Genomic DNA, 22737 nt, shown 5'->3' on the forward strand with positions numbered 1-22737 from the left:
GGGAACGGGACATGGCGACTCTCCGGTCAATGAGGGGTGGATGCCGCCTTGATGGTGGCGATCCAGGCATCGGTGCGCGCTTCCAGCAGTTCCAGCGGCATGGCGCCACCGGACAGCATCTGGTCGTGGAACGCGCGGATGTCGAACGCGGGGCCCAGCGCCTTTTCCGCGCGCTGGCGCAGTTCGAGGAATTTCAGCTGGCCCAGCTTGTAGCCCAGCGCCTGCCCGGGCCAGGCGATGTAACGATCGGTCTCGGCCTGCATGCTGGGCTCGTCTTCCGCCGGGTGGGCGTGGAAGAAGTCGATCATCTGCTGGCGCGTCCAGTGCAGCGCATGCACGCCGGTGTCGAGCACGAGTCGATCGGCGCGCAGCAGATCGCCGCTGAGACGGCCATAGTCGTTGTACGGATCCTTGTAGAAGCCCGCTTCCCTGGCCAGCTTCTCGGCATACAGCGCCCACCCCTCGATATAGGCGTTGTACGCGGCCTGCTGGCGGAACGGCGGCAACGGCAGGCCCTGCGCGATCGAGATCTGCAGGTGATGGCCCGGCACGCCCTCGTGGTAGGCGGTGTCTTCGATGGTGTACAGCGTGCGCTGCGCGAAGTCGCCGGTGTTGACGAAGACCACGCCGGGGCGTTTGCCGTCCGGCGTGCCCTGGTGGTATTCGGCGCCGGGCGCATCCTTCTCGCGATACGCCTCCACCGCCTGCACTTTCAGCGCCGTGGTCGGCAGGTGGCCGAACAGCTTCGGCAGTTCAGGCTGCATGCCGGCGATGTAGCCGCGGTAAAGGTCCAGGATCTGCTCGCGCGAGGTGGCGTAGCGTTTCGGGTCCTTGACGATCGCGGCGCGGAACGCGGGCAGGTCGGCGTAACCCAGCTGGTGCGCGATGGCGGTCATCTCGCCCTCGATGCGCTTGACCTCGTCCAGGCCGATCTGGTGGATACGCTGCGGGTCCAGGTCGGTGGTGGTCTGCGTGTGGATGGCGAAGCGGTAGCGCGCCTCGCCGTCGGGCAGCGACCAGATGCCTTCCTGCGTGCGCCCGTGCGGCGCGTAATCGTTGGCGACGAAGTCAGCCAGCTTGCGGTACGCGGGACGCACCTGTTCGTCCACGGCCGCGAGGATGGCCTGCTTCAGCCGTGCCTTGTCCTTCGCCGACATGCTGGCAGGCATAGCGTCCACCGGCTGGCCGAACACGTTGGCCGCGCCAGCCGGTTCGGCGATCTGCCGTGCCTGCACGGCCACCTTTTCCAGCAGGTAGCGCGGCTGCATCAGCTCGTCCGTCATGCCTTGCCGCGACGCGGCGATCAGCTGGTCGATAACACGGGGAATGGCCTTCAGTCGCACCAGGTACTGGTCGTAATGCTGCGTGGAGTCGAACGGGATGGTCGGCACGAATCCGGGCAGTTGCAGCTGCACACCGCCCAGCTGGTCCAGCGGCATCTCGTGGTTCTTCAGGCGGATCGCTTCCAGGCGATCCTTCAGTTCGCGCACGGCCATGGCCTGGCTGAGGCGGCGCTGCTCGTCCAGCTTCGCGACGTCCACCGCCTCGAAGCGGCGCAGGAATGCCGCGGTGGCCTTGCCGTCCACGGCCACATGGGCCAGCGAATAATCCGTCCAGCGGTCGTTGTAGCGATAGTCGCCGATGGTGGTGGCCAGCTCCGGGCTTTCCTTCAGCTGGTAGGCCCAGCGTTCGGCGACCAGGGCATCGAACGCCTTGGCCGGACCGGTCGGCGCCTCGGCCGCATGGGCGGGAACAGCGGTCGCGGCGATCAGGCACGCGAGCAACACGCCGCGAGCGGCCGGGAAACGAGTCATGCGATACCCCCTTCGGTGGAACGTCACGCAAACGGTTGGTCTATCGACGGCGACGGCGCGGTGAACCAGGCGCCGCCGTCCTCGGTCACGTAGAAATGATCCTCGAGACGGATGCCGAAGCGCCCCGGGATGACGATCATCGGTTCGTCGCTGCAGCAGTTGCCGGGCGCGAGCGGCGCCTGGTTGCCACGCACCAGATAGGGTGCCTCGTGGATGGCCATGCCGCAGCCGTGTCCGGTGCGGTGGGGCAAGCCGGGCAGGCGATAATCCGGCCCCAGGCCGCCGGCCTCGATCACGCGACGCGCGGCCGCGTCGACATCGGCACAGGCCACGCCGGGCCGTACCGCGTCGAAGGCGGCCTGTTGCGCGGCGCGCTCCAGGTCCCAGATGCGCGACTGCTCGGCATTCGGCGTGCCGAAGACATAGGTGCGGGTGATGTCGGACTGGTAGCCCGCCACGCTGCACCCGGTGTCGATCAGCACCACCTGGTCCTGTTCGAGGTATTGCTCGCCGGGCACGCCATGCGGGAAGGACGTGGCCGTGCCGAACTGCACGATGCAGAAGGTGGACCCGTTGTCCGCGCCGAGCGCGCGATGCGCGGTGTCGATGAAGCGCTTCACCTCGCCCGCGGCAACGCCTTCGTGCAGCATGCCGGCGGCCAGGGCCTGCACTTTCAGCGTCATCGCCGTGGCCTGCTTCATCAGCCCCAGCTCGGCGGGCGACTTGCAGCCACGGCAGCCGTCGATCACCGGCGTGGCATCCACGATGTCGCGCGTACCTAGCGCGGCAGCCAGGCCGGAGAACACGCCGAAGGGTGCCGCCGGGTCGAGCGCCAGCGTGCGTGCGCCACGCGATGCCATGCACGAGGCAACCAGCGCGTGGGGATCCTCGTGTTCTTCCCAGAACAGCATCGGCAGCGGATGCGCCAGTTCGGCCTGCAACGAGCCTTCCTCGAAGGCCGGGCAGATCAGCACCGCATCGCCCTGCCTGGGCAGCAGCATGCCGACCAGGCGTTCCGTGGCGCCCCAGGGAATGCCGGTGAAATAACGCAACGACGTGCCGGCGGTGACCAGCAGCGCATCGGCTCCCGTGGCCTCCAGCAGGCGCTGCGCACGCGCCAGTCGGCCCAGGTATTCGTCGGTGCCGATGCGCGGGGCGAGCGCGGTCCACGGCGTGCACGCGGCGCGCGCACGTTCGATACCCAGGTGTCCGATCTGCGCGTTCATGCGTCGGCTCCCACGTCCGCGGTGGTCCAGCGACCGTCGATCCGGCGCTGCACGCCGCCGGGGTTGCGGTCGCGCAGGTTCACCGGCAGCAGCGCGTCGGGGACGTTGTCGTAGCTGTGCAGCGCGGTGAAGCGATGGATGGCCGCGGGCATGCCGACGGCCGTGAAGCCGGCATGGCTGGTAGCGGGGAAGGGCCCGCCATGGTTCATCGCGGCACTGACCGCCACGCCGGTGGGCATGCGGTTGGCGATGAGACGTCCCACGCGCGGCCGCAGGTGGCGTGCGATGGCTTGCCACAGCGCGTCGTCGCGGCCGTCGGCCGCCCGGTAGAGCGTGCCGGTGAGGTTGCCCTCGAACGCCTCGGCCACGCCAGCGAACGCCGCGTCGTCGTCGACGCGGACCAGCAGGCTGACCGGGCCGAATGCCTCGGCCTGCAGGGCGCGTGCATCCTTCAGGAACGCCTCGGCGTGTACGGTCAGCAGCGTCGGCTGGAAACGGTAGCCGGCGTCCTTGCCCGCGCTGCCGCCGGCGAGCACGGTCGCGCCGGCCGCGGTCAACCCGGCGACGGCCTGGGTCAGGCTGTCGAGGACACCCCGGGAAAACAGCGGCCGCGGCGCGGCTTCGGCGAAACGACGCGTGGCCGCGGCGACGAAGGCATCGCCGGCGGCGCCCGCCGGCACCACGACGATACCGGGATTGGTGCAGAACTGGCCGCTGCCCATGGTGCAGGAGGTGAAGAACGCCTCCGCCAGGGTGTCGGCCTGCTCGGCCAGCGCGCCGGGCAACAGGAACACCGGGTTGACGCTGGACATCTCCGCGTAGATGGGCACGCCCGCGGCATCGGCGGCCTGCTTCAGGGCGAGGCCACCGGCACGGCTGCCGGTGAAGCCAATCGCGCCCAGGCGGGGATCGCCGGCCAGGGCCGCGCCCGTCGCGTTGTCGAAGTGATAGAGCATCTGCACCGACGCGGGCGGCAGGCCGGCCGCCTGCACGGCATCGCGCGCGATCTGCGCCAGCCGCCGCGATGTGGACGGGTGCGACGGATGCGCCTTGGCGATCACCGGGTTGCGGGCCGCGATGGCGGACGCGAAATCGCTGCCGGCCACGGCGTTGAAGGCGAACGGGAAGTTATTGGGCCCGAACACCAGCACCGGCTTGCCCAGCGGCGCGCGATGCGCACGCAGCCCGCTGGCGGTATCGATCGTGGCATCGCTCCATGCATGCTCGCGCACCGCACGCGCGGCCTGGCGCAACTGGCCGCTGGCGCGGGGCAGTTCTACCGAGCGCAGGCGTGGCTCCGCCGGCAACGCCGTCTCGGCGGCGGCCAGCGCGACCAGCGTCTCCGCATCGGCATCGATACCGTCGGCGTAGCGCTCGAGGAAATCGGCGATGCATTCCGGCGGCAGCGCCGCGAGGTCGGCGGCGACCGAAACGGCGGCCACGAGGGCCGCCTCCGTATCCGCCGCGCTACTGATCGGGAAAGCCGGCCCGATCGCTTCACCCCGCGTGGGGTCCTCGGCGCGGAACGTCCCGGTGGGCGCATCGGCCGCGCGCCACCGTCCGCCGATCAGTACCTGCGGCTGGTCGCTCATGGATCAGAGCCCCGGCCGGGTGGCGATCGCGTGGTCGATCACCTTCATGGCGTACTCGCGCTCGGCACCGACCACCGGCAGGCGCGGGGCGCGTACGGTTTCGCTGCCCATGCCCACGCGCGCCTGTACCAGCTTGATCAGCTGCACGAAGGTCGGCACCGTATCCAGGCGCAGCAGCGGCAGGAACCAGGCATACAGCGATTCCGCCGCCTTGGCGCCACCGTCGCGGGCCAGCTCGAACAGCTTCACCGATTCCGCCGGATACGCGTTGACCAGGCCGGCCACCCAGCCCACCGCACCCATGCTCACGCCTTCCACCAGCGCATCGTCCATGCCGACCAGCAGCTGGAGGCGATCGCCCACCAGCGCGCGGATGGCGGCGAAGCGACGCACGTCGCCCGAGGATTCCTTCACGGCCTGCAGGTTGGCGTGCTGGCCGGCCAGTTCGGCCATCTGCTCGGGGGTGAAATCGGTCTTGTAGGCCACCGGGTTGTTGTAGAGCATGCAGGGCAGGTCGGTCGCGGCGATCACGGCCTTGGCGTGCGCGCTCATCTCGCGCCAGTCGGTCGAGTACACGTACGGCGGCAGCACCATCAGGCCGGCACAGCCGATGGCCTTGGCTTCCTTGGCAAGGCGAACCGCCTCGTCGGTGGAGAGCGAGGCGATGCCCGGGATCACCGGTGCGCGGCCGTCGAGGGCCTTGACCAGCGTGCGCAGCACCGCCGTCTTGTCGTCGAAGCTCAGGGTGGCCGCTTCGCCCAGCGAACCGAGCGGCACGATGCCCTTGCAACCGGCGTCGATCATCTGCACGGCATGCCTGGCGAGGAAGTCATGGTCGATCTGGCCGTCGGCCGTGAACGGGGTGGTGATGGCGGGAAGGACGCCGTGCCAGAGGGATGCGTTGCTCATGTGGGTGTGCCTCTCAAGGTGAAGGTAGGGAACAGGGAAGGTCCGGCTCGCCCAGGGTGGACAGGCGGGCGGGAAAGAGCGGGGGGCGCGGATCGGTGCGGAAGCCATGGCCCAGTTCGGCGAGCGCGGCGCCGCAGATGCGGCCCTGGCACGCGCCCATGCCGCAGCGGGTGGCGAGTTTGGCGCTGCGTGCGTCGGCATGTGCGCGCACGGCGCCCAGCGTGACGTCCTCGCAGCGGCAGACCAGGGTGTCGTCGCGCGCCAGGTCGCGCACGCGCGGCGACAACGTGAAGTGCCGCTGCAGGTGCGCGGCAAACGCGCGGGCGTGATCGCGTCGGCGCAACAGTGCATCGGGCACGCGGGCACCGGCGGCGGCAAGCCCGGCGATCTCGCCCTCCAGGCGGGCGCTGTCGCGTCCGCCGATACCACAGCTTTCGCCGGCGGCGAAGGTGTCGTCACGGCTGGTGCGCTGGTAAGGGTCGACGACGATCCGTGGATGCACCTCGTTGTCGCCGACGCGCGTCGCGCAACCGAGTTGCCGGGCGAGGGCAAGGTCAGGCACCAGTCCGAAGCCGGCGGCCAGCACGTCGCACGCGACATGCCGCGTGCCGTGCCCGTCGTCGATATCGGCGGCCACCAGCGCCTGCTCGCCCACGGCGGCGGTGACCACGCTGCCGGTGTGATAGCCCACGCCGCGCAGCGACAGGCGCAGGGCGGCGGCCTGCGCGGCCTTGCCCGGCCAGCGCCAGAGCCCGCGGGCGAACGCGTTGATGGCGGTGGCCGGGGCCTGCTCGTGGATGCCCAGCACGATGGCGCCATGCCGGCGCGCGGTGGCTGCGGCGGCCAGCAGCAGCGGACCGCTGCCGGCGACCAGCACACGCCGTCCGCGCAGGGCCCAGCCCTGTTTCAGCAGCGCCTGCAGACCGCCGGCGCCGACCACGCCGGGCAGGGTCCAGCCGGGGAAGGGCAGCAGCAGCTCGCGGGCACCCGTGGCGACCACCAGTGAGTGGAAAGGCAGCAGGTAGCCGCGTCGCGGGTCCTGCAACAGCAACTGGCCGGGTTCCGCGGCGATCACCTGCGTCTCGGGCAGCCACGTCACGCCGCGCGTGGCCAGTGCGCCGTCGATGCTGCGCCGGGCCATGGCCGGGTAGCCGTACGCAATGTCCTGTCGCCACACTTGGCCGCCAGCCGCGGGCTGGCTGTCGATCAGGGCGACGCGATGCCCGTGCGCGGCGGCGGCGGTGGCCGCGGCCAGTCCGGCCGGGCCCGCACCCACAACGGCGATGTCGAAGCGGTCATGCATCGGTATCCACCCTCATGCCCTCGCGCACGGTGACCTGGCAGGCGCGTTGTTGCGCCAGGCCGTCGATGCCCACGCGGCACTCGAAACACACGCCCATGCCGCACACGGCGGCGCGATGCTGACCGCCGACCGAGCGGCGGAACGGGCGTTCCAGGCCGAGCAAGGCGGCGGCGACGCTGATCCGCTCCGGCACCTCGACCGGCAGGCCGTCGATCACGATGCGCACATGGCCGCTCATCGGACCACCCGCGCGGGATCGTAGGGCGAGGCATCGATGGCCGTGGGGCGCCCGAGCAGCTGGTCGATCAGCAGCTGCGCGCTGCCCAGCGATGTCGTGACGCCCAGGCCCTCGTGCCCGGCCGCCACCCAGGTATCGGCCATGCCGGGAACACGGCCGATATAGGGCAGGCCATCGACGCTCACCGGCCGGAAACCGGTCCAGATGCGCACGGCCGCCAGTTCGCGCAGGCACGGCAGGAAACGGAAACTGCGCTGGAGCATGCGCTGCACCATGGCCATGGAGACGCTGGCGTCGGCTGCATCGTATTCGCGCGACGAACCGATCAGGATCTGGCCGGTGGGACGCGGCTGCACGTTGAACGCCACGCTGGCCGCATCCGCACCGTGGGCGCTGTCCGCGTAGCCCAGTTCGAGCAGCTGGTGGGTCACCTTGCCGGCATAGCGGTCTGTGATCACCAGGTGGCCCTTGCGAGCCCGGATGGGTAGCGTCGGCAGCAGCTGTGGCAAGGCACACCCGGTGGCGACAAGAACGGGGCCGCGCAGCGTGCTGCCGTCGTGCAGCACCACCCCTTGCGGATAGAGGCTGGCGGCCGTCTGCCGGTGGAGCATGGCGCCCGCGCGCAGCGCACGATCGACCAGATGGCGCGCGACTGCCGGCGGATACACCACGGCTTCGTTCGGAATGCGCAGGCCGCCGGCCAGGCCGGGCGCCAGGGCGGGCTCGTGTTCGTAGAGCGCGCGGGCGTCCAGCGGCTCGGCCTGCACACCGGCCGCGAGGAGGCGACCGAGCTTGTCCGGGATGCGTGCCAGTTCGTCGTCGTTGCTGGCCACCCACAGGGTGCCGCAGCGGCTGAACTCCGCGCCCGGGAGGTTGGCGAAGGCGTCCCACAACCCCAGCGAATAGCGCGAGAGGGCGAATTCGGCCGGATCGTCGTCCATGGCGACCAGGTGGCCCATGGCCGCCGCGGTGGCGCCGCCGCCGATCGCGCCGGGCTCCACGATGGCGACATTGAGCCCGGCCGCGCTGGCCCGTTCGGCACAGGCGGCACCGACGATGCCGGCGCCGATCACGATCAGGTCGAACGTGCTCACGCGGCGCCGATACCCCAGGCCAGCGGGTCGGCCTCGTCGATCAGCAGGGTGCCTTGCATCGTGACATGGGCGCTGCCGGTAATCCGGGGCAACACACCGCGTTCGCCGTGCCGGTAGGTGGCCTCGAACACGCTGCCCAGGATGCCTGCCTGGTGCCAGACCTGGCCCGGATCGAGCTTGCCGTCGGCGGCCAGGCAGGCCACCTTAGCGCTGGTTCCGGTGCCGCACGGCGAGCGATCGTAGGCCATGCCCGGGCAGAGGACGAAGTTGCGTCCGTCGTTGCCGCCCTCGGGGTCGTTGCTGTTGAGTTCGATGTGGTCGATTTCCTGCCCGCCCGCACCGGTGACGCCGGCGTGCTCCAGGCTGGCGCGAATGGCTTCGGTATAGGCGGTGAGCCCGCGCTGGTTGGCCAGCGTGAGCGGCAGCGGCGTTTCGCCGGTGATGAAGAACCAGTTGCCGCCCCAGGCGACGTCACCGGTGATGCTGCCGTAGTCGGCGACATCGACCGACACGCTGCGGCGATGACGGTAGCTCTCGACGTTTTCGATGGCCACGCGGCCGTCGTCCAGCAGTTCGACGCCCACCATGCCCACCGGCGTTTCCAGGCGATGGCGCCCCGGGGTGATGCGGCCCAGGTGCTGCAACGTGCGCACCAGGCCGATGCTGCCGTGTCCGCACATGCCCAGGTAGCCGACGTTGTTGAAGAAGATCACTCCTGCACACGCGGTGGGATCGGTCGGCTCCAGCAGCAGGGCGCCCACCATGGTGTCCGAGCCGCGCGGTTCGCAGGCGATCGCCTGCCGCCAGGCATCGTGTTGCGCTCGCATGCGCTGCAGTCGCGCCGCCAGCGGGCCATCGCCCAGGTCGGGAAAACCGGAAAGGACCACGCGGGTCGGTTCGCCGCCGGTGTGGGAGTCGATGAATTCGATTCGATGCATGGGTCCATGCTCACCGGGCAGCCCCTGCGGCGTATAGAAAGCTTTGCCATGGGTAGATGCGGAATTTGGCATAATTGGCTACAAGTTCGGCAAACCGTGCCGGGAATGCCTGTTTACTTGGCTTTCCCGGTGCGAAGCGGTTTATGATGCATCGCGCCATGATCCAGACGGTCCTGAAACCCGTGCGCAGCTGTGCCGAAGGAGCATCCTTACCATGAAGATTTCCGCCGATGAACTGGAGCCGTTGTTCGATGCGCTGCCCGATGTCGTGTTCTTCGTCAAGGACACCGAAGGCAGGTACACGCACGCCAACCTCACCCTGGTCCGCCGTCTCGGCCTGAAGCAGCGCAGCGAGGTGATCGGTCGCGGCGTCACCGAGCTGTTTCCCGCGCTCATGAGTGGGTCCTATGCCGCACAGGATCGTCGGGTGCTCACCGGCGAAGTGATCGAGAACCAGCTCGAGGTCCACATCTTCAGCAACCGGGCACCTGGCTGGTGCCTCACCTGCAAGCGACCGGTGTCCTCGCGCGGCGAGATCCGCGGCGTGATCGGCATCTCGCGCGATCTGGGCCTTCCCGACGGCAAGCATCCGACGTACGAGCGGCTGCGCCGCGTGCTCGGCTACATGCAGGAGCACTATGGCGAGGGCGTGCGAATTCCCGCGCTGGCCGAGCTGGCCGGGTTGTCGGTCGCGCAGCTGGAGCGGCATTTCCGCCGGGTGTTCCAGCTGACCCCGCAGCAGGTGCTCACCAAGTTGCGCATCGAAGCGGCCATGCGCCTGCTCGGCGGCGACGACAACGTCGCGGCCATCGGCATGGCCTGCGGCTTCGTGGACCAGAGCGCCTTCGCCCGGCAGTTCAAGGCCACCGTGGGCATGACCCCGAGCGAATACCGCGCCGTGGCGGCCCAGGCGGCACCGGCGCGCAACGCGCGGGGCGTAACGGCATCCACCTGACGTAGCGCGCGTCAGTCGGCCGGCTGGGCGTCCATCCAGTCCCGCATGAAGGTTTCCAGCGAGACGCGCGGTGGCGGCGTCAGTCCCGCCTCGCGTGCCATTTCCATCGCGGCTTTCAAAAACGCCTGCTTCGCCTGCGCGGAGGCCTGTCGTGCGGCTGCCTGCTTCTGGCGCAGCTGCACGGTGTGGGCTGACGGCTGGCCCGGGCGGGCGAACTTCTGGTAGCGGCGCAACTCGTCGGCCGCCAGCGCCGTGTCCGCGGCCGCCTTGTCCACGGCGGCACGCGCCGTGACGAGCTTCATGTACCACGCGCTCTGCGGGGGCGGGGTCGGTGGTGTGGTCATGGGGCGTCCTGTCGAAGGCGGCGCGTGAAGACCTCGCCGTGGCCGCTCAGCCATTGCGCGATGTCCTTGAGGATATGTTGGGACGGAAACACGCGGCCATGACAGGCCACGGTAATGGCCAGCGCGCCCAGGCCCAGCAGCAGCGCGGCGTGGCGACGTTGTGGCATCGGCAGTTCGGCACGAGGCGCCACGCCACGCACGAACCACACCATGACCGCGACGCCGAGCACGGCGCCGAGCACGACTTCCGACGGGCTGTGCACCTTCAGGGCCAGCCGCGACACGGCAACGGCCGCGCCGAGGCACGTGGCCAGCGCGATGGCGCCGCGGCGCACGAGCGGCGCCCCATCGCGTGCGAGCAAGGCGGCCAGCGACGGCCAGACCAGCAGCGCCAGCGTGGTATGCCCGCTGAAGCCCGTGTAGTCGAGTTCGGCGGGGCCGACGCCCCAGCCCATGAAGAGCAGCTTGGACAGGCACACGATGCCGCCGGCGAACACGACCGCGCCCGCCCATCGCCGTGCATCGCGCACGCGCAACGGCGGCACCAGCAGGCAAATACCCGTCCAGGCGATCAGGGGGAGCAGCAGGGCGCTGTCGCCGAAGGCGGTGATGGCGTGCCACGGATTCATGCCATGCCTTCGCGTGTCGCTATCATGTCGGTTGCGTTCGTCGCCACGGCGTCGTCCAAGCCACGGAGTATCGCAGCACCCATGTTCGAACGGATACTGATCGTCTGCGTCGGCAACATCTGTCGTAGCCCCATCGCCGAGTACGTGCTGCGGGCGCGCCTGGGCGATGGCCATCGTACGCGGGTGGAAAGCGCGGGCCTGGGCGCGCTGGTCGGTCATCCCATGGACGCCACGGCGTGCCAGCTGCTGCACGAGCACGGCATCGACGGCGATGTGCATCGCGCGCGCCAGGTCGATCGTGCGCTGCTGCGGCCCTACGACCTCATCCTGGCGATGGAGAAGCGGCATGTGGCCGAGTTGGGGCGTATCGCGCCGGAGGTCAGCGGCAAGGTGTTCCTGCTCGATCGCTGGGGAGAGGGTCGCGACATTCCCGACCCCTATCGCCAGCAGCGCGAAGCCTTCGAACATGTATACACACTGATCGACGCATCCGTTTCGGCATGGTTGCGCTATTTGTGACGCGTGTCGTGACGGGAGTCATTTTTCGGCACGTTCGCCTCCTGTAAGGTTTTCGATGCACCCCGGTCGTCCCCCTGTGGGCGCCGGCTCCACGGTCAGTGTTGTCCTGCATCGCTTCGGCCGCCCGCGCGCCGAAAACCGACCTCTACCCGACGGACCCGCCACTGATTTTGGAATGCCCCCTGACCCAACGCGCGAGCGTCGCGCCACGATTTCTGCATGCCGTCGTCTGCGCCCTGGCGCTTTGGCTGGTGGCCGGTTGCTCGACGGTATCGGTCGGCAGCGTCGAAAGCCTGCGTCTCGCGCTGCACGGCGATACCGTGGATGCCACGCCGGCCTCCGTGGCCGCCTCGCCGTATTTCCAGTTGCAGGTGGATGCGTCGTCGGGACGGGCCATCCTCATCCTGGCGAACACGGCGCATGGCGTGCTCGGCTGGTACGGCGTGGGGCACGACATCGTGTTCACCCGTGACGGTCTGGTCACCCGCACGGTCGGCCTGCCGCAGAACCTCGATACCTCCGTGTTTCCCGGGGCCGATCCGTTCCACGAGGGCTTGCATCGCCTGCACGGCACCACGCGCTACACGCGCCGCATGGACTGGTCCCCGGGCTACCGTTACGGCGTCGTGCTGGACGGGCAGCTGGTGCCCGGGGGCCTGGAAGACGTGACGATCCTGGATACCGTGTACCGGCTGCGGCGCGTGGATGAAACCCTGGTCGGGCAGGGGGTGCACCTGCACAACCGCTACTGGGTCGATCCCGCGGACGGCTTCATCTGGAAAAGCCGCCAGTACGTGGCCCCGGACTACCCGCTCGAGCTGGTCCAGTTGCGGCCGTATCGCGAGTCGGCCCCGTGAGGCGCTTCAGTTTGTCCGACCGATCTTTTGTCGTGCGGTGGGTGTTCGCCGTCGCTGTCGCTGTCGTTGTAGCGTTTGCTTTTGGCTCGGCGCAGGCGCAGGAGCCGCCTGCGCAGACGATACGGGTCACCGTCGACGGCGCCGTGGGGCATGCGGGTTCGGCCGTCTATCCGGCCGGCGCGCGACTGGCCGACGTGGCCCTGGCGGCGGATATCGCGCCCGATGCCTACCTGCTCGGTGCCGCCTGGTTGCAGCCGGGCCTGCGCCGCGAGCAGGTGCGCCTGCAGGCCGGCCTGGTCTACGAGCTGGGCGCGATTCGCCGCCAGGCCATGGCGCGGGGCGAGGACATCCTGTCGATACGCGCCGCGGCGTTCCAGGCATGGCTCGCGGCGTTGCCGGTCACCGGCCGTCGCGTGCCGGTATCGCTGGACGCCGCGCGGCTGGAAGTCACCCCGGAAGACAACCTGCCGGTGCACGACGGCGACCGGCTGGTCTATCCGCGTCGCCCGGCGGACATTCGTGTGGTGGGCGCCCTGAACGCGCCCTGCCGGGTGCCGCACGTGGCGCTGCAGGATGCCAGGAGCTACCTGCGAGCGTGCGCGGTATCGCCCGCCGCGGATCCGGACACGATCTTCGTGGTGCAACCCGATGGCGCCGTGTTCGCGCAGAACGTCGCCCTGTGGAACCGTGACGCGCCGCGTCCGCTGGCGCCGGGTGCATGGATCTACGTGCCCTTTAATCGCAAGGCGATCGCGGGCGCGGTGGACGACGCGTTCGATCGCGAGGTGGCGGCCTTCCTCGCCACGCAGTGGCCGGACGACGGGGTCCACCCGTAGTGCGCCTGGCTGCCGTTTCCCGCCGTGGGCTCCGCCGCGTCGCGTCGTACGGCGGCCGCGCCTTGCGGCTGGGTGTGCTGGCAGGCGTCGCCTCGGCAGCCGGCGCGCAGGAGGCCTACACGCAGAGCGACTTCGGTGGTGTCGGCCTGATGCAATCGCCGACTGCCCGGATGGCGCAGGAAGGCGAGTTCAGTTTCGTGCTCAGTCGCACCACGCCCTACACGAACTACAACGTCTCCCTGCAGCCGCTGCCGTGGCTGGAGGGCTCGTTCCGCTACACCAATGTCAGCAACCGGCCGTATGGCCCGACGTACTTGAGTGGCAGCCAGACCTACAAGGACAAGTCCATCGACGCCAAGGTGCGCCTTCGCGAAGAGAGCCGCTGGCTGCCCGCGGTGGCCGTGGGTGCCCGGGATATCGGCGGTACGGGGCTGTTTTCCAGCGAATACATCGTGGCCAGCAAGCGTGCGGGGCCGTTCGACTTCAGCCTGGGCCTCGCCTGGGGCTACATCGGCAACCGCGGCGACATTGCCAATCCGCTGGACTTCATCAGCGACAAGTTCGACACCCGCCCCAACAGCGGCACGGGGGCGACGGGTGCCCTCAGCATCAACAAGTTCCTGCGCGGGCGTCCCGGGTTCTTCGGCGGCGTGGAATATCGGTCGCCGTGGCGCTGGCTGGTGCTCAAGGCCGAACTCGACGGCAACGACTACAAGCACCAGCCGCAGAACAACAACCAGCCGCAGCGGTGGCCGGTCAACCTGGGCGCCGTGTTCCGCCTGAACGGCAACGTGGACCTCACGCTGGGCTACGAGCGCGGCCACGTCGGCACCGCCGCGATCAACCTGCACAGCAACCTGGCCACGCATGTGGACCCGCCTAAACTGTCCGACCCGAAGCCGGAGGCCGTGGCGTACACGAGCGTTCCCGTGCGGACCTCCCCGGAGCCGCAGGCCGCGCTACCGACCGCGCTGACGGGCGATAAGGCGGCGGCTGCCGGTGCGCCCGGGCCGGCGCGCCGCGCGCCCGCGCAGGTGGACTGGGCGGAGATGGCCAACGCGCTGGGCAACAACGCCGGGATCGATGTGCGCAGCATCGGCCGGCGCGGGTCCGAGCTGGTCATCCACGGGCAGCAGGATCGCTTCTTCTACGCGGCGGAAGGCGTGGGACGCGCGACGCGCATCGTCGACAACCGGGTGGACGGCACGATCGACTGGGTCACGGTGTCCGCCGAGCGCAGCGGGCTGGCCACCGTGGACACCAGCGTGCACCGGCCCCGCTTCCTCGAACTGCTCGATCACCGGCTGGACCTGTCCGACTTCCGCCGCAGCGTGGAACAGGACCCGGTGACGGCGCGGGACGAAGAGGTGCTGTACCGCGCGCCGCTGCGGCGCTTCACCGGCGGCACGTCGCTCGGCTACCAGCAGAACCTGGGCGGCCCGGACGCCTTCGTGCTGTACCAGGTGTATGCCGCGGCGTCGGGCACGTTCAACGTGACGCGTCACCTGTGGGTCGACGGCGTGCTCTCGGTCAACCTCGCCAACAACTACGACACCTTCCGCTACGACGCGCCGAGCAACCTGCCGCGCGTGCGCACCGACGTCCGCCGTTATCTCACCAGCTCCGATGTCACGGTGCCGAACCTGCAACTGACGGGCACGCGCAAACTGGGTCAGGATCTCTACGGACTGGCCTACGCCGGCATGCTGGAAAGCATGTACGGCGGCGCCGGTGGGGAAGTGCTCTACCGGCCATTCGGCCAGCACTGGGCCATCGGCGCGGACCTGAACTGGGTGAAGTCGCGCGGCTTCCGGCAGGACCTGTCGTTCCGCAAATATCACGTGATCACGGGCCAGGCCACGGGTTACCTCGATACCGGCTACCACAACGTCACCGTGGCGGTGAGCGTCGGGCGCTACCTGGCGGGGGACTGGGGTACCACGGTGGACGTGTCACGGCAGTTCGCCAACGGGGCCCGGATGGGCGCCTATGCCACTATCACCAACAAGTCGGGCAGCGCCGGCTACGGCGAGGGCAGCTTCGACAAGGGCATCTACGTGTCCATTCCCTTCGACCTGCTGCTGCCGCGCTCGTCGCGCAACCGCGCCACCTTGTTGTGGCAGCCCCTGCAGCGTGACGGTGGCGCGCGCCTGAACAAGCGTTACACGCTTTACACGTTGACCAACGACCTGGACAGCGACCTGTTCGACAAGAACCTCGGCAGGATCGCCGAGTAGGGCGGGCCGGCGCACGGTGGCGCCGGCCCGCCCTGGTTCAACGTTGCAGCGAACGCCCGCGCCCGATGCCGTAGTACGCGATGCCGGCTTCCTCGACGGTGGCGGGATCGTAGAGGTTGCGACCGTCGAAGATCGCCGGCGTCTTCAGCATGGCCTTCACGCGGGCGAAATCCGGGCTGCGAAAGGCTTTCCACTCGGTCAGCAGCACCAGCACATCGGCGCCTTCCAGGGCGTCGTAGGCACCCTGGCACAGCACCAGGTCGTCGCGCTGGCCGTAGATACGCGTGGTCTCGTCGCGGGCTTCCGGATCGAAGGCACGCACGCGGGCGCCCGCGTCCCACAGCGACTCCATCAGGCGACGGCTGGGTGCCTCGCGCATGTCGTCCGTGTTCGGCTTGAAGGCCAGGCCCCAAAGGGCGATCGTCTTGCCGGCGATGTCGCCCTCGAAGTGGCCCAGCAGGTGCTCGAACACGCGGTGTTTCTGCGCCGCGTTCACTGCCTCCACCATGGCCAGCAGCCGCGCGTCGTAGCCGTGGCCGCGCGCGATGCGTTCCAGCGCCTGCACGTCCTTGGGGAAGCACGATCCACCGTAGCCGGCGCCGGGGTAGATGAAGTGATAGCCGATGCGCGGGTCCGCGCCGATGCCCTGGCGGACCAGCTCGACATCCGCACCCACACGCTCGGCGATGTTGGCGATCTCGTTCATGAAACTGATCTTCGTCGCCAGCATGGCGTTGGCGGCGTATTTGGTCAGTTCGGCGGAGCGTTCATCCATCACCACCATGCGGTCGTGGTTGCGGTTGAAGGGGGCGTACAACTTGCGCAGGCGGGCCACCGCGCGCTCGCTGGACGAGCCGACCACGATGCGATCCGGCCGGAGGCAATCCTCCACGGCATCGCCTTCCTTGAGGAACTCGGGATTGGAGACCACGTCGAAATCGATCGCCGCGCCACGCGCCGCCAGCGCATCCGCGATGGTCGCTCGGACGCGGTCGGCGGTGCCCACCGGCACGGTGGACTTGTTCACGACGACGGCGTAGTCGTCGATATGCTCGCCGATGGTGCGTGCCACGCTGAGCACGTATTTCATGTCCGCACTGCCGTCTTCGTCCGGCGGCGTGCCCACCGCGATGAAGATCAGTTCGCCGTGGGCCACGGCAGGCGCGGGATCGGTGGTGAAGTCCAGTTGCCCGGAGGCGTAGTTGCGCGTGACGATGGGTGCCAGGCCCGGCTCGTAGATAGGCACGATGCCTTGCCTGAGTCCCGCCACCTTGGCCTGGTCCACGTCCACGCACACCACGTGGTTGCCCATCTCGGCAAGGCAGGCGCCCGTAACCAGTCCCACGTAGCCCGTGCCGAATATTGTGACCTTCATGGATGTCCCTTCAGACGTCTGGATGGAGCGGAGCGGGCAGCGTCAGAGCTGGCTGGCCCGGTCCAGGTTGTATGTCGCGCTCGCCGCGTTGCTGACCAGGCCGGACAGCGGAAGCAGCTGGCTGATGAAGCGGTTCCAGCGGGTGATGCCGGCCGGCCCGACGAAGATGACGTCGCCCGGTTTGACCGAGAACTGCGCCGCCACGGCGAAGGCCGCGGGCGAGGTGTTGTCCAGCTGGTAGATGGTCGCGGGGGCTTTTTCCATGTCTTCCACGCCGCGGATGACGTACACCGATCGTCCGTTGGCGCTGCTCTGGTTGAGTCCGCCCGACCGACCCAGCGCCTGCGTGAGCGTGAGGTCGCTGGTCTTGAACGAGATGGCCTGGGGCCGCAGCACCTCGCCGATCACGTAGGCCTCGTGGCGGTCGTTATAGGGCAGGTAGATACTGTCGCCGCCCTTCAGGTACACCTCCTTGCCGCCCTCGCGCGAGCGCGACAGCGCGTCCATGTCGATGTGGTATTCGTGGTCGTCGCGGCGAAGCACCACGTCGGATAGGTCGGCCAGTTGCGCATTGACGCCGGCGCTGCCCACCGCTTGCGCGAGGGTCAGCGGCGTCACGGTGATGTTCTGCGGGTCGGTGCGCACGAACGCGCCACCGAGCGTCACCCGCTGGCTGGCGTACGCGATGATGCTGATATCGACCTGCGGCTTCTCCACGTATTTCGTCAGGCGATCGGTGATCGCCTGACGCAGCTCCTCGACGGTCAGCCCGGAGGCTTTCAGCAAGCCGACGTACGGATAGAACAGCGTGCCATCCGGCCGCACCATGCGGCCGTTGGCGCCGGTCTGCTGCTGCGAGCCCGCGGGGGAGGTGAGCTCGGGGTGTTCCCACACCGTGATGTAGAGCGAATCGCCGGGCCCGATGCGATAGGCATCGGGTTGGTAGGACGTGAGGGTGGGATCGATGGCGGGCGCGCTGGCCGTGGCACGATCCATCGCGATGAGCTTGGGTGTGATGGGCACCAGTTGGTACCGGCTACCCGTGGCGCTCTGCTTGTCGTTCAGTTCGCCGGTCTTCATGTGCTGGCCGGGCGCGAGGATGCAGCCATTGAGCAACAGGCAGCATCCCGCGGTACCCAGCGCAAGCAGCAGCCTCAACGCGTGCCGCCCGTGCCACCCGAGCCGCCGGTCCCCCCGGTGCCACCCGTGCCGCCCGTGCCGTCGTTACCGGTGCCGCTGGTGTTGTTCGCGGCAGCGCCGGTGACGGCCCCCATGGCGGCGGTGCCGGGCCCGACGCGCGTCGGTGCGATCGCGCCGCGCGATGCCTCGCGCGCTTCATCGGGGCGCGCGACCCGCGGTGGCGTGGCGTCGGCGGGCCGTGCGTTCGGTGGGTTGGCCGGCGGTCGGTCGGTGCGTTGGCTCTGGGCCCAGGCAGGAATCGCGACGGCAAGTATCGCGCTGGCAAACAGCAGACGTCTCATGGTCGTCATCTCCGGTGATGTGAAGCGATGCATGTATGCATGTATCGCGTAGGCAGGGTTATTCACTGCCAACTCGCAAGGAAGTGCAAGGTAATCGGCTGAACGTGCGTTATCGAAAATTCTTTTTGTGACACGACCCGCAAATCGCATGATCTTGCATTGCCGTCAAAATTCTGGCGGTGCAGCATGGGGTCATCGTTACACACACACTGCGAAGTGTTGAGTTGGCGGCCCCACGGGAATGTCGTGGGCCGACCGTCACGTGTTGGGCCGCTACGTGTCCCTGGAGGGGCAACGCGATCCCACGGGGGGCACGTACCTGGGCACGCCGATGAACCGGCGATCATCGCGTCGAAATAGGGTACCTGTCATGCAACTGTCCAAATTCAACACGTTAGTGGATCTCGAACTTCGCGTAAGCGATCCCGTCTGCGCCGTGTCGGCCAGTTTCCTTGCCTACTACCTGCGCTTCGGTACGCTGGCGATGACCAGCCTGTATTCGGTGGCCCTCGTCATCCTCCTGTTGTCCACGCTGACGGCATCCGCCGTGTTCCGCGTCTATGAGCAGCCCATCGGGCAGCGTCCCATCGGCCAGTATTGGCGCATTGCAGCATCGTGGTCCGTGGCGTTCGCCGTGCTGCTTGCATTGGGCTACCTGCTGAAGGTGAGCGAGTTGTATTCGCGCGGCTGGGTATCGCTGGCCTTCGTGCTCGGTCTCGCGTTCATGGCACTGGTTCGCCTCGTCGCGTACCGCGCAACCACCCGCCTGCACGAGCGTGGGGTGGGTATCAGCCGTTGCCTGCTGATCGGCGCGACCGACTCGGGCATCCATATGATCGAGCAGGTCGAAGCCAATCCCGCGCTGGGCATGAAGATCACCGCGTACGTGCGCACCAGTTACGACAACGGCGCCCCGGCGAACATCCCGATGGCCGGGTCGCTGCTGGAACTGGACGAGGTGCTGGCCTGCCGCGAATGGGACCAGGTGCTGGTGGCGCTGCCGGTCGGTGCCAACCGCGCCATCAACTACGTGCTGGACCGCATGGAACAACACGTCATGACGGTGAAATTCGTTCCCGACATGCTCGGTCGCCAGCTCATCAACCACCGCATGGAAGACGTGGCCGGCGTGCCACTGGTCACGCTGCGGGAAAGCCCGCTGCTGGGCAACGCATGGCTGTTGAAGGACATCGAGGACCGTGTCATCGCCGGCACCATCCTGCTGATGATCGCGCCGCTGATGCTCGCGCTGGCCGTGGGTGTGAAGCTGTCCAGTCCCGGTCCCGTCCTTTACCGCCAGCGCCGTGTCGGCCTGGACGGCAAGGAATTCGAGATGATGAAGTTCCGTTCCATGCCCGTGGACATGGAGAAGAACAAGGCCGTGCAGTGGGGCGGCGCACAGAACAAGACGGTGACGCGCTTCGGCCGCTTCATCCGGCAGACCAGCCTCGACGAGCTGCCGCAGTTCCTCAACGTACTGCGCGGCGACATGTCCATTGTGGGACCGCGCCCCGAGCGGCCGATGTTCGTGGAGAAGTTCAAGGGCGAGATCGCCGGCTACATGCACAAGCATATGGTCAAGGCGGGTATCACCGGCTGGGCCCAGATCAACGGCTGGCGTGGCGACACCGATCTGGTCAAGCGTATCCAGCATGATCTTTACTACATCAACCATTGGTCGCTGGCCTTCGACCTGCGCATCATCTTCCTCACCCTGTTCAAGGGCTTCGTGCACAGCGAGGCCGCTCCCGCATCCTCGGCACCGGGAAAGCCGGCCTTGCCGGCCGTCGCTCCCGCCGTGGAGGAATCGCGTTGATCGCGCTGCATCCGTCCTGCCATCCATCGCGCCGACCCGTGTCGTGCCGCTTGCCTCCCGAATCCGCCGGAATGATCGCTTGAAGCTCCTGATCTGCGGCGGGGCGGGCTATGTCGGCTCGCACATGGTGCGCTACCTCACCGGCCAGGGACACGAGGCGGTCGTCTACGACGATCTATCCACGGGTCACCGCCAGGCGGTGCCGCGCGAGGTCACCTTCGTCCATGGCGATATCGGCGATGCCGCACGCCTGGCGCGCGTGTTCGCCACCCAGCGCTTCGACGCGGTCATCCACTTCTGCGCCAAGTCGCTGGTGGGTGAATCCGTCGGCGAACCCTATGCCTACTACCGGAACAACGTGGCCAACACGCTGGTGCTTCTGGGCGCGATGCGCGAGGCAGAGGTGGATCGGCTGGTGTTTTCCTCCACGGCGGCGGTGTTCGGGCATCCGCAGGCCGAACGCATCGACGAGTCGCACCCGACCGCACCGATCAATCCCTACGGGCGGAGCAAGTTGATGATCGAGCACGTGCTGGCGGACGCAGCCAAGGCCTACGGGCTGCGCTCGGTCGCCTTGCGTTACTTCAATGCCGCGGGCGCCGATCCGCAAGGCACGATCGGTGAGGCGCACGAGCCGGAAACCCACCTGATCCCCAACGTGCTGAAGGCGGTGCTGGGGCAGGGCGCGGCTTTGAACGTGTTCGGCGACGATTACGCTACCCGCGACGGCACCTGCGTGCGCGACTACGTGCACGTGAACGACCTGGCCTCGGCGCACCTGCTGGCCATCGATTACCTGTCCGGGCAGCCCGGTGCCCATCGCTTCAACCTCGGCAACGGCGAAGGCTTCAGCGTGCGCGAGGTGATCGCCGCCGCCGAACGCGTGACAGGAAAGGCGGTACCGCACACCATCGCGCCACGGCGTGCGGGCGACCCGGCCACGCTGGTCGCCTCCAGCACGCTGGCCCGTACGGAACTGGGTTGGGAGCCGCGGGTGGTGCGTCTGGACGATATCCTGGCCAGCGCGTGGCGTTGGCACAGCGAGCCGGCGTTCGGGTAGCGCCCTAGGCTGCCAGCCGACCGATCCGCGCCAGCGCATCGGCTACTGGCTTGCCATCGACGAAGCACTCGCGAACCAGCGCGTTGACCTGGTCCAGCGTGGGACGGTAGCGGCGGAACCGCGCCAGCAGGGCGGCGTCACCCGCGAGCGCACGCATCCGCCCTGGCGCGGCATCCTGCGGCGTATCGGTATAGACGGCGTTGTCGCCCAGCCGGGTCTGGGTGGCCAGGCCCATGTCCATGCCCGGCGACCGCGCCGCCACGATGATGTTGTCGTGGATGGCGGTGTCGTCGGGTACGCCTTGCCACCGCGTGGCCTTGAACACGGTGACTTCCGCGTCGGCGACGGGCTTGTCCGGGATGATGATGATGTTGTTGTAGATCCGGCTGCCGGCCACGGGGCCGGAGATGCGCAGCGAGGCACTGTCCGTGGCGCGCAGTGCATCGTTGATGCTGACGTTGAAGCGCACGACGGTGCCCGTGTTGCCCACGGCGGAGGCGTTGCGCCCGTCGTTGCACACCAGCGCCATGCCGCCGACGTTGTCGTGGCTGTAGTTGTACTGGATGACCGTGCCGCGGCAGTTGAAATCCGCGTCGTACGCCTGGCCGTCGGCATGGGCGCGGTGGTCGCTCACCTCGTTGTACTGGATCAGCGTGTCGTCGCAGTCGAACGGCCAGATGCCGGCGGCGGCTTCACCGCGTGGCAGTGCGCCGCACTGGCTGACCGTGTTGCGCTCCACGATCGCGCCGGTGCAGCCCTTGACCAGGATGGCGTCGCCGGGCACGCCGACGAGGCGGTTGCCCCTGACCACCACGCCGGCGGCAAGGCCGGATCGGCGGCTGCCCGCGCCGAGGAAGAGAATGCCGTCGCGACCGCAGCGCTCGATGCGATTGCCCGCGATGGTGAGGCCCTGGTAGCGGGTCGGGGTCTGCTTGCCCCCCGCCTGCACGAGGATGGCACTGCCACCGCCGTCCTTCTTGACCAGGCTGCCGTTGACGTCACGCAGGTACAGGCCTTCCAGCACGATGCCGTGCACCACGCCCGCATCCTGGTGGAACAGGTGCACGGCGGTCCGGCGTGGTGCGGGCTGCGCACCCGTATTGGATATCTCCAGGTGGCGCAGCTCCCAGTATTCGACGTTCTGCAGCCGCACCGTGGAGGGGCTGTCGCCGTCGGCGTGCAGATGGGGCAGGGCACCATCGCCATAGGCGTCCACCGTGACCGGCGCGCCGGCGCGGCCGGAGCCCTTCGGCAGGAAGGCGCCGGGGTAGTCGCCGCCACGACGGAACAGGATGCGGTCGCCGGGACCGAAACGCGCCTGGTTCAGCCGTCGCAGGCTGCGCCAGGCCTGTGCGGGCGTCGAGCCGTCCCGACCGTCGTCGCCATCGATCCCGTCGATATGGAACACGCGGCCCGCGGTGGCCGCGCGCAGCGGCGGCAGTGGCAGGACGGCACAGGCGCCGGCGACCCAGGCCGAGCGGCGAAGAAAGGTGCGACGGTCCATGGTCATGCCC

At 68.6% G+C, this 22737-nt stretch carries 21 protein-coding genes; 7 read left to right on the forward strand and 14 right to left on the reverse strand.

Features of this window, described 5'->3' with window-relative positions; genetic code table 11:
- Positions 1-26: 26 nt before the first annotated feature.
- Genes QRN34_RS02795 through QRN34_RS02830 form a run of 8 tightly spaced genes read right to left on the reverse strand, consistent with a single transcriptional unit; the run spans position 27 to position 9114 of the window.
- A complete protein-coding gene (locus QRN34_RS02795; protein WP_285401776.1) occupies positions 27-1814 on the reverse strand; it encodes a DUF885 family protein in 1788 nt (595 codons plus the stop codon).
- A gap of 23 nt (positions 1815-1837) precedes the next feature.
- The gene (locus QRN34_RS02800; RefSeq protein ID WP_285401778.1) at positions 1838-3040 is read right to left on the reverse strand and encodes a Xaa-Pro peptidase family protein; all 1203 of its coding nucleotides are present in this window, start codon (positions 3038-3040) and stop codon (positions 1838-1840) included.
- Positions 3037-4632: an aldehyde dehydrogenase family protein gene (locus tag QRN34_RS02805; RefSeq protein WP_285401780.1), complete on the reverse strand. Its 1596-nt coding sequence runs from the start codon at positions 4630-4632 to the stop codon at positions 3037-3039. The genes QRN34_RS02800 and QRN34_RS02805 overlap by 4 nt, the downstream gene beginning before the upstream one ends.
- Positions 4633-4635: 3 nt before the next feature.
- Positions 4636-5541, reverse strand: a complete 906-nt coding sequence (locus QRN34_RS02810) for a dihydrodipicolinate synthase family protein (RefSeq protein ID WP_285401782.1) — start codon at positions 5539-5541, stop codon at positions 4636-4638.
- A gap of 13 nt (positions 5542-5554) precedes the next feature.
- A complete protein-coding gene (locus tag QRN34_RS02815; protein ID WP_285401784.1) occupies positions 5555-6844 on the reverse strand; it encodes an FAD/NAD(P)-binding oxidoreductase in 1290 nt (429 codons plus the stop codon).
- On the reverse strand, positions 6837-7082 hold the full coding sequence (locus QRN34_RS02820; protein ID WP_036141152.1) for a (2Fe-2S)-binding protein: 246 nt from the start codon (positions 7080-7082) through the stop codon (positions 6837-6839). Before QRN34_RS02820 ends, QRN34_RS02815 begins: the two co-directional genes overlap by 8 nt.
- Complete coding sequence (locus QRN34_RS02825; protein ID WP_285401840.1) at positions 7079-8194, reverse strand: FAD-dependent oxidoreductase; 1116 nt, start codon at positions 8192-8194, stop codon at positions 7079-7081. The genes QRN34_RS02820 and QRN34_RS02825 overlap by 4 nt, the downstream gene beginning before the upstream one ends.
- On the reverse strand, positions 8173-9114 hold the full coding sequence (locus tag QRN34_RS02830; RefSeq protein ID WP_285401787.1) for a 4-hydroxyproline epimerase: 942 nt from the start codon (positions 9112-9114) through the stop codon (positions 8173-8175). The genes QRN34_RS02825 and QRN34_RS02830 overlap by 22 nt, the downstream gene beginning before the upstream one ends.
- Positions 9115-9328: 214 nt before the next feature.
- Between QRN34_RS02830 and QRN34_RS02835 the strand changes: the two genes are divergently transcribed.
- Positions 9329-10069 (forward strand): AraC family transcriptional regulator, encoded by a 741-nt coding sequence (locus QRN34_RS02835; protein ID WP_285401789.1) that lies wholly within the window; start codon positions 9329-9331, stop codon positions 10067-10069.
- An 11-nt stretch (positions 10070-10080) separates the two neighbouring features.
- Here QRN34_RS02835 and QRN34_RS02840 read toward each other — a convergent pair whose 3' ends face one another.
- Complete coding sequence (locus QRN34_RS02840; protein WP_285401791.1) at positions 10081-10413, reverse strand: hypothetical protein; 333 nt, start codon at positions 10411-10413, stop codon at positions 10081-10083.
- Positions 10410-11042 carry a phosphatase PAP2 family protein gene (locus QRN34_RS02845; protein WP_285401793.1) on the reverse strand — a complete coding sequence of 211 codons (633 nt, stop codon included), beginning with the start codon at positions 11040-11042 and terminating at the stop codon, positions 10410-10412. The genes QRN34_RS02840 and QRN34_RS02845 overlap by 4 nt, the downstream gene beginning before the upstream one ends.
- 3 nt (positions 11043-11045) lie before the next feature.
- Here QRN34_RS02845 and QRN34_RS02850 point away from each other — a divergent pair, with 3 nt between their 5' ends.
- From QRN34_RS02850 to QRN34_RS02865, 4 genes are all read left to right on the forward strand, one after another.
- Positions 11046-11561, forward strand: a complete 516-nt coding sequence (locus QRN34_RS02850; RefSeq protein ID WP_345782881.1) for a low molecular weight protein-tyrosine-phosphatase — start codon at positions 11046-11048, stop codon at positions 11559-11561.
- Positions 11562-11662: 101 nt separating this feature from the next.
- Positions 11663-12418, forward strand: a complete 756-nt coding sequence (locus tag QRN34_RS02855; protein ID WP_285401795.1) for a YjbF family lipoprotein — start codon at positions 11663-11665, stop codon at positions 12416-12418.
- 32 nt (positions 12419-12450) lie between these two features.
- Positions 12451-13254 carry a capsule biosynthesis GfcC family protein gene (locus QRN34_RS02860; RefSeq protein ID WP_285401797.1) on the forward strand — a complete coding sequence of 268 codons (804 nt, stop codon included), beginning with the start codon at positions 12451-12453 and terminating at the stop codon, positions 13252-13254.
- Positions 13254-15491 carry a YjbH domain-containing protein gene (locus tag QRN34_RS02865; RefSeq protein WP_285401799.1) on the forward strand — a complete coding sequence of 746 codons (2238 nt, stop codon included), beginning with the start codon at positions 13254-13256 and terminating at the stop codon, positions 15489-15491. The genes QRN34_RS02860 and QRN34_RS02865 overlap by 1 nt, the downstream gene beginning before the upstream one ends.
- Positions 15492-15528: 37 nt before the next feature.
- Here the strand turns inward: QRN34_RS02865 and QRN34_RS02870 are convergent, their stop codons facing one another.
- Genes QRN34_RS02870 through QRN34_RS02880 form a run of 3 tightly spaced genes read right to left on the reverse strand, consistent with a single transcriptional unit; the run spans position 15529 to position 18347 of the window.
- On the reverse strand, positions 15529-16866 hold the full coding sequence (locus QRN34_RS02870; protein WP_285401801.1) for a UDP-glucose/GDP-mannose dehydrogenase family protein: 1338 nt from the start codon (positions 16864-16866) through the stop codon (positions 15529-15531).
- 42 nt (positions 16867-16908) lie between these two features.
- The gene (locus QRN34_RS02875; RefSeq protein WP_345782882.1) at positions 16909-18024 is read right to left on the reverse strand and encodes a polysaccharide biosynthesis/export family protein; all 1116 of its coding nucleotides are present in this window, start codon (positions 18022-18024) and stop codon (positions 16909-16911) included.
- Complete coding sequence (locus QRN34_RS02880) at positions 18021-18347, reverse strand: hypothetical protein (protein WP_285401803.1); 327 nt, start codon at positions 18345-18347, stop codon at positions 18021-18023. The genes QRN34_RS02875 and QRN34_RS02880 overlap by 4 nt, the downstream gene beginning before the upstream one ends.
- A 370-nt stretch (positions 18348-18717) precedes the next feature.
- On the opposite strand from QRN34_RS02880, the gene QRN34_RS02885 reads away from it, so the two are divergent.
- Together QRN34_RS02885 and galE are read left to right on the forward strand one after the other, a co-directional pair.
- The gene (locus QRN34_RS02885; protein WP_285401805.1) at positions 18718-20163 is read left to right on the forward strand and encodes an undecaprenyl-phosphate glucose phosphotransferase; all 1446 of its coding nucleotides are present in this window, start codon (positions 18718-18720) and stop codon (positions 20161-20163) included.
- A gap of 79 nt (positions 20164-20242) precedes the next feature.
- The gene (gene galE / locus QRN34_RS02890) at positions 20243-21223 is read left to right on the forward strand and encodes a UDP-glucose 4-epimerase GalE (RefSeq protein ID WP_285401807.1); all 981 of its coding nucleotides are present in this window, start codon (positions 20243-20245) and stop codon (positions 21221-21223) included.
- Between the two features lie 4 nt (positions 21224-21227).
- On the opposite strand, the gene QRN34_RS02895 is transcribed toward galE, so the two are convergent.
- A complete protein-coding gene (locus QRN34_RS02895; RefSeq protein WP_285401809.1) occupies positions 21228-22727 on the reverse strand; it encodes a right-handed parallel beta-helix repeat-containing protein in 1500 nt (499 codons plus the stop codon).
- Positions 22728-22737 lie beyond the last annotated feature (10 nt).

This window comes from Luteibacter sp. ME-Dv--P-043b (genome assembly GCF_030209605.1).
Classification (GTDB): domain Bacteria; phylum Pseudomonadota; class Gammaproteobacteria; order Xanthomonadales; family Rhodanobacteraceae; genus Luteibacter.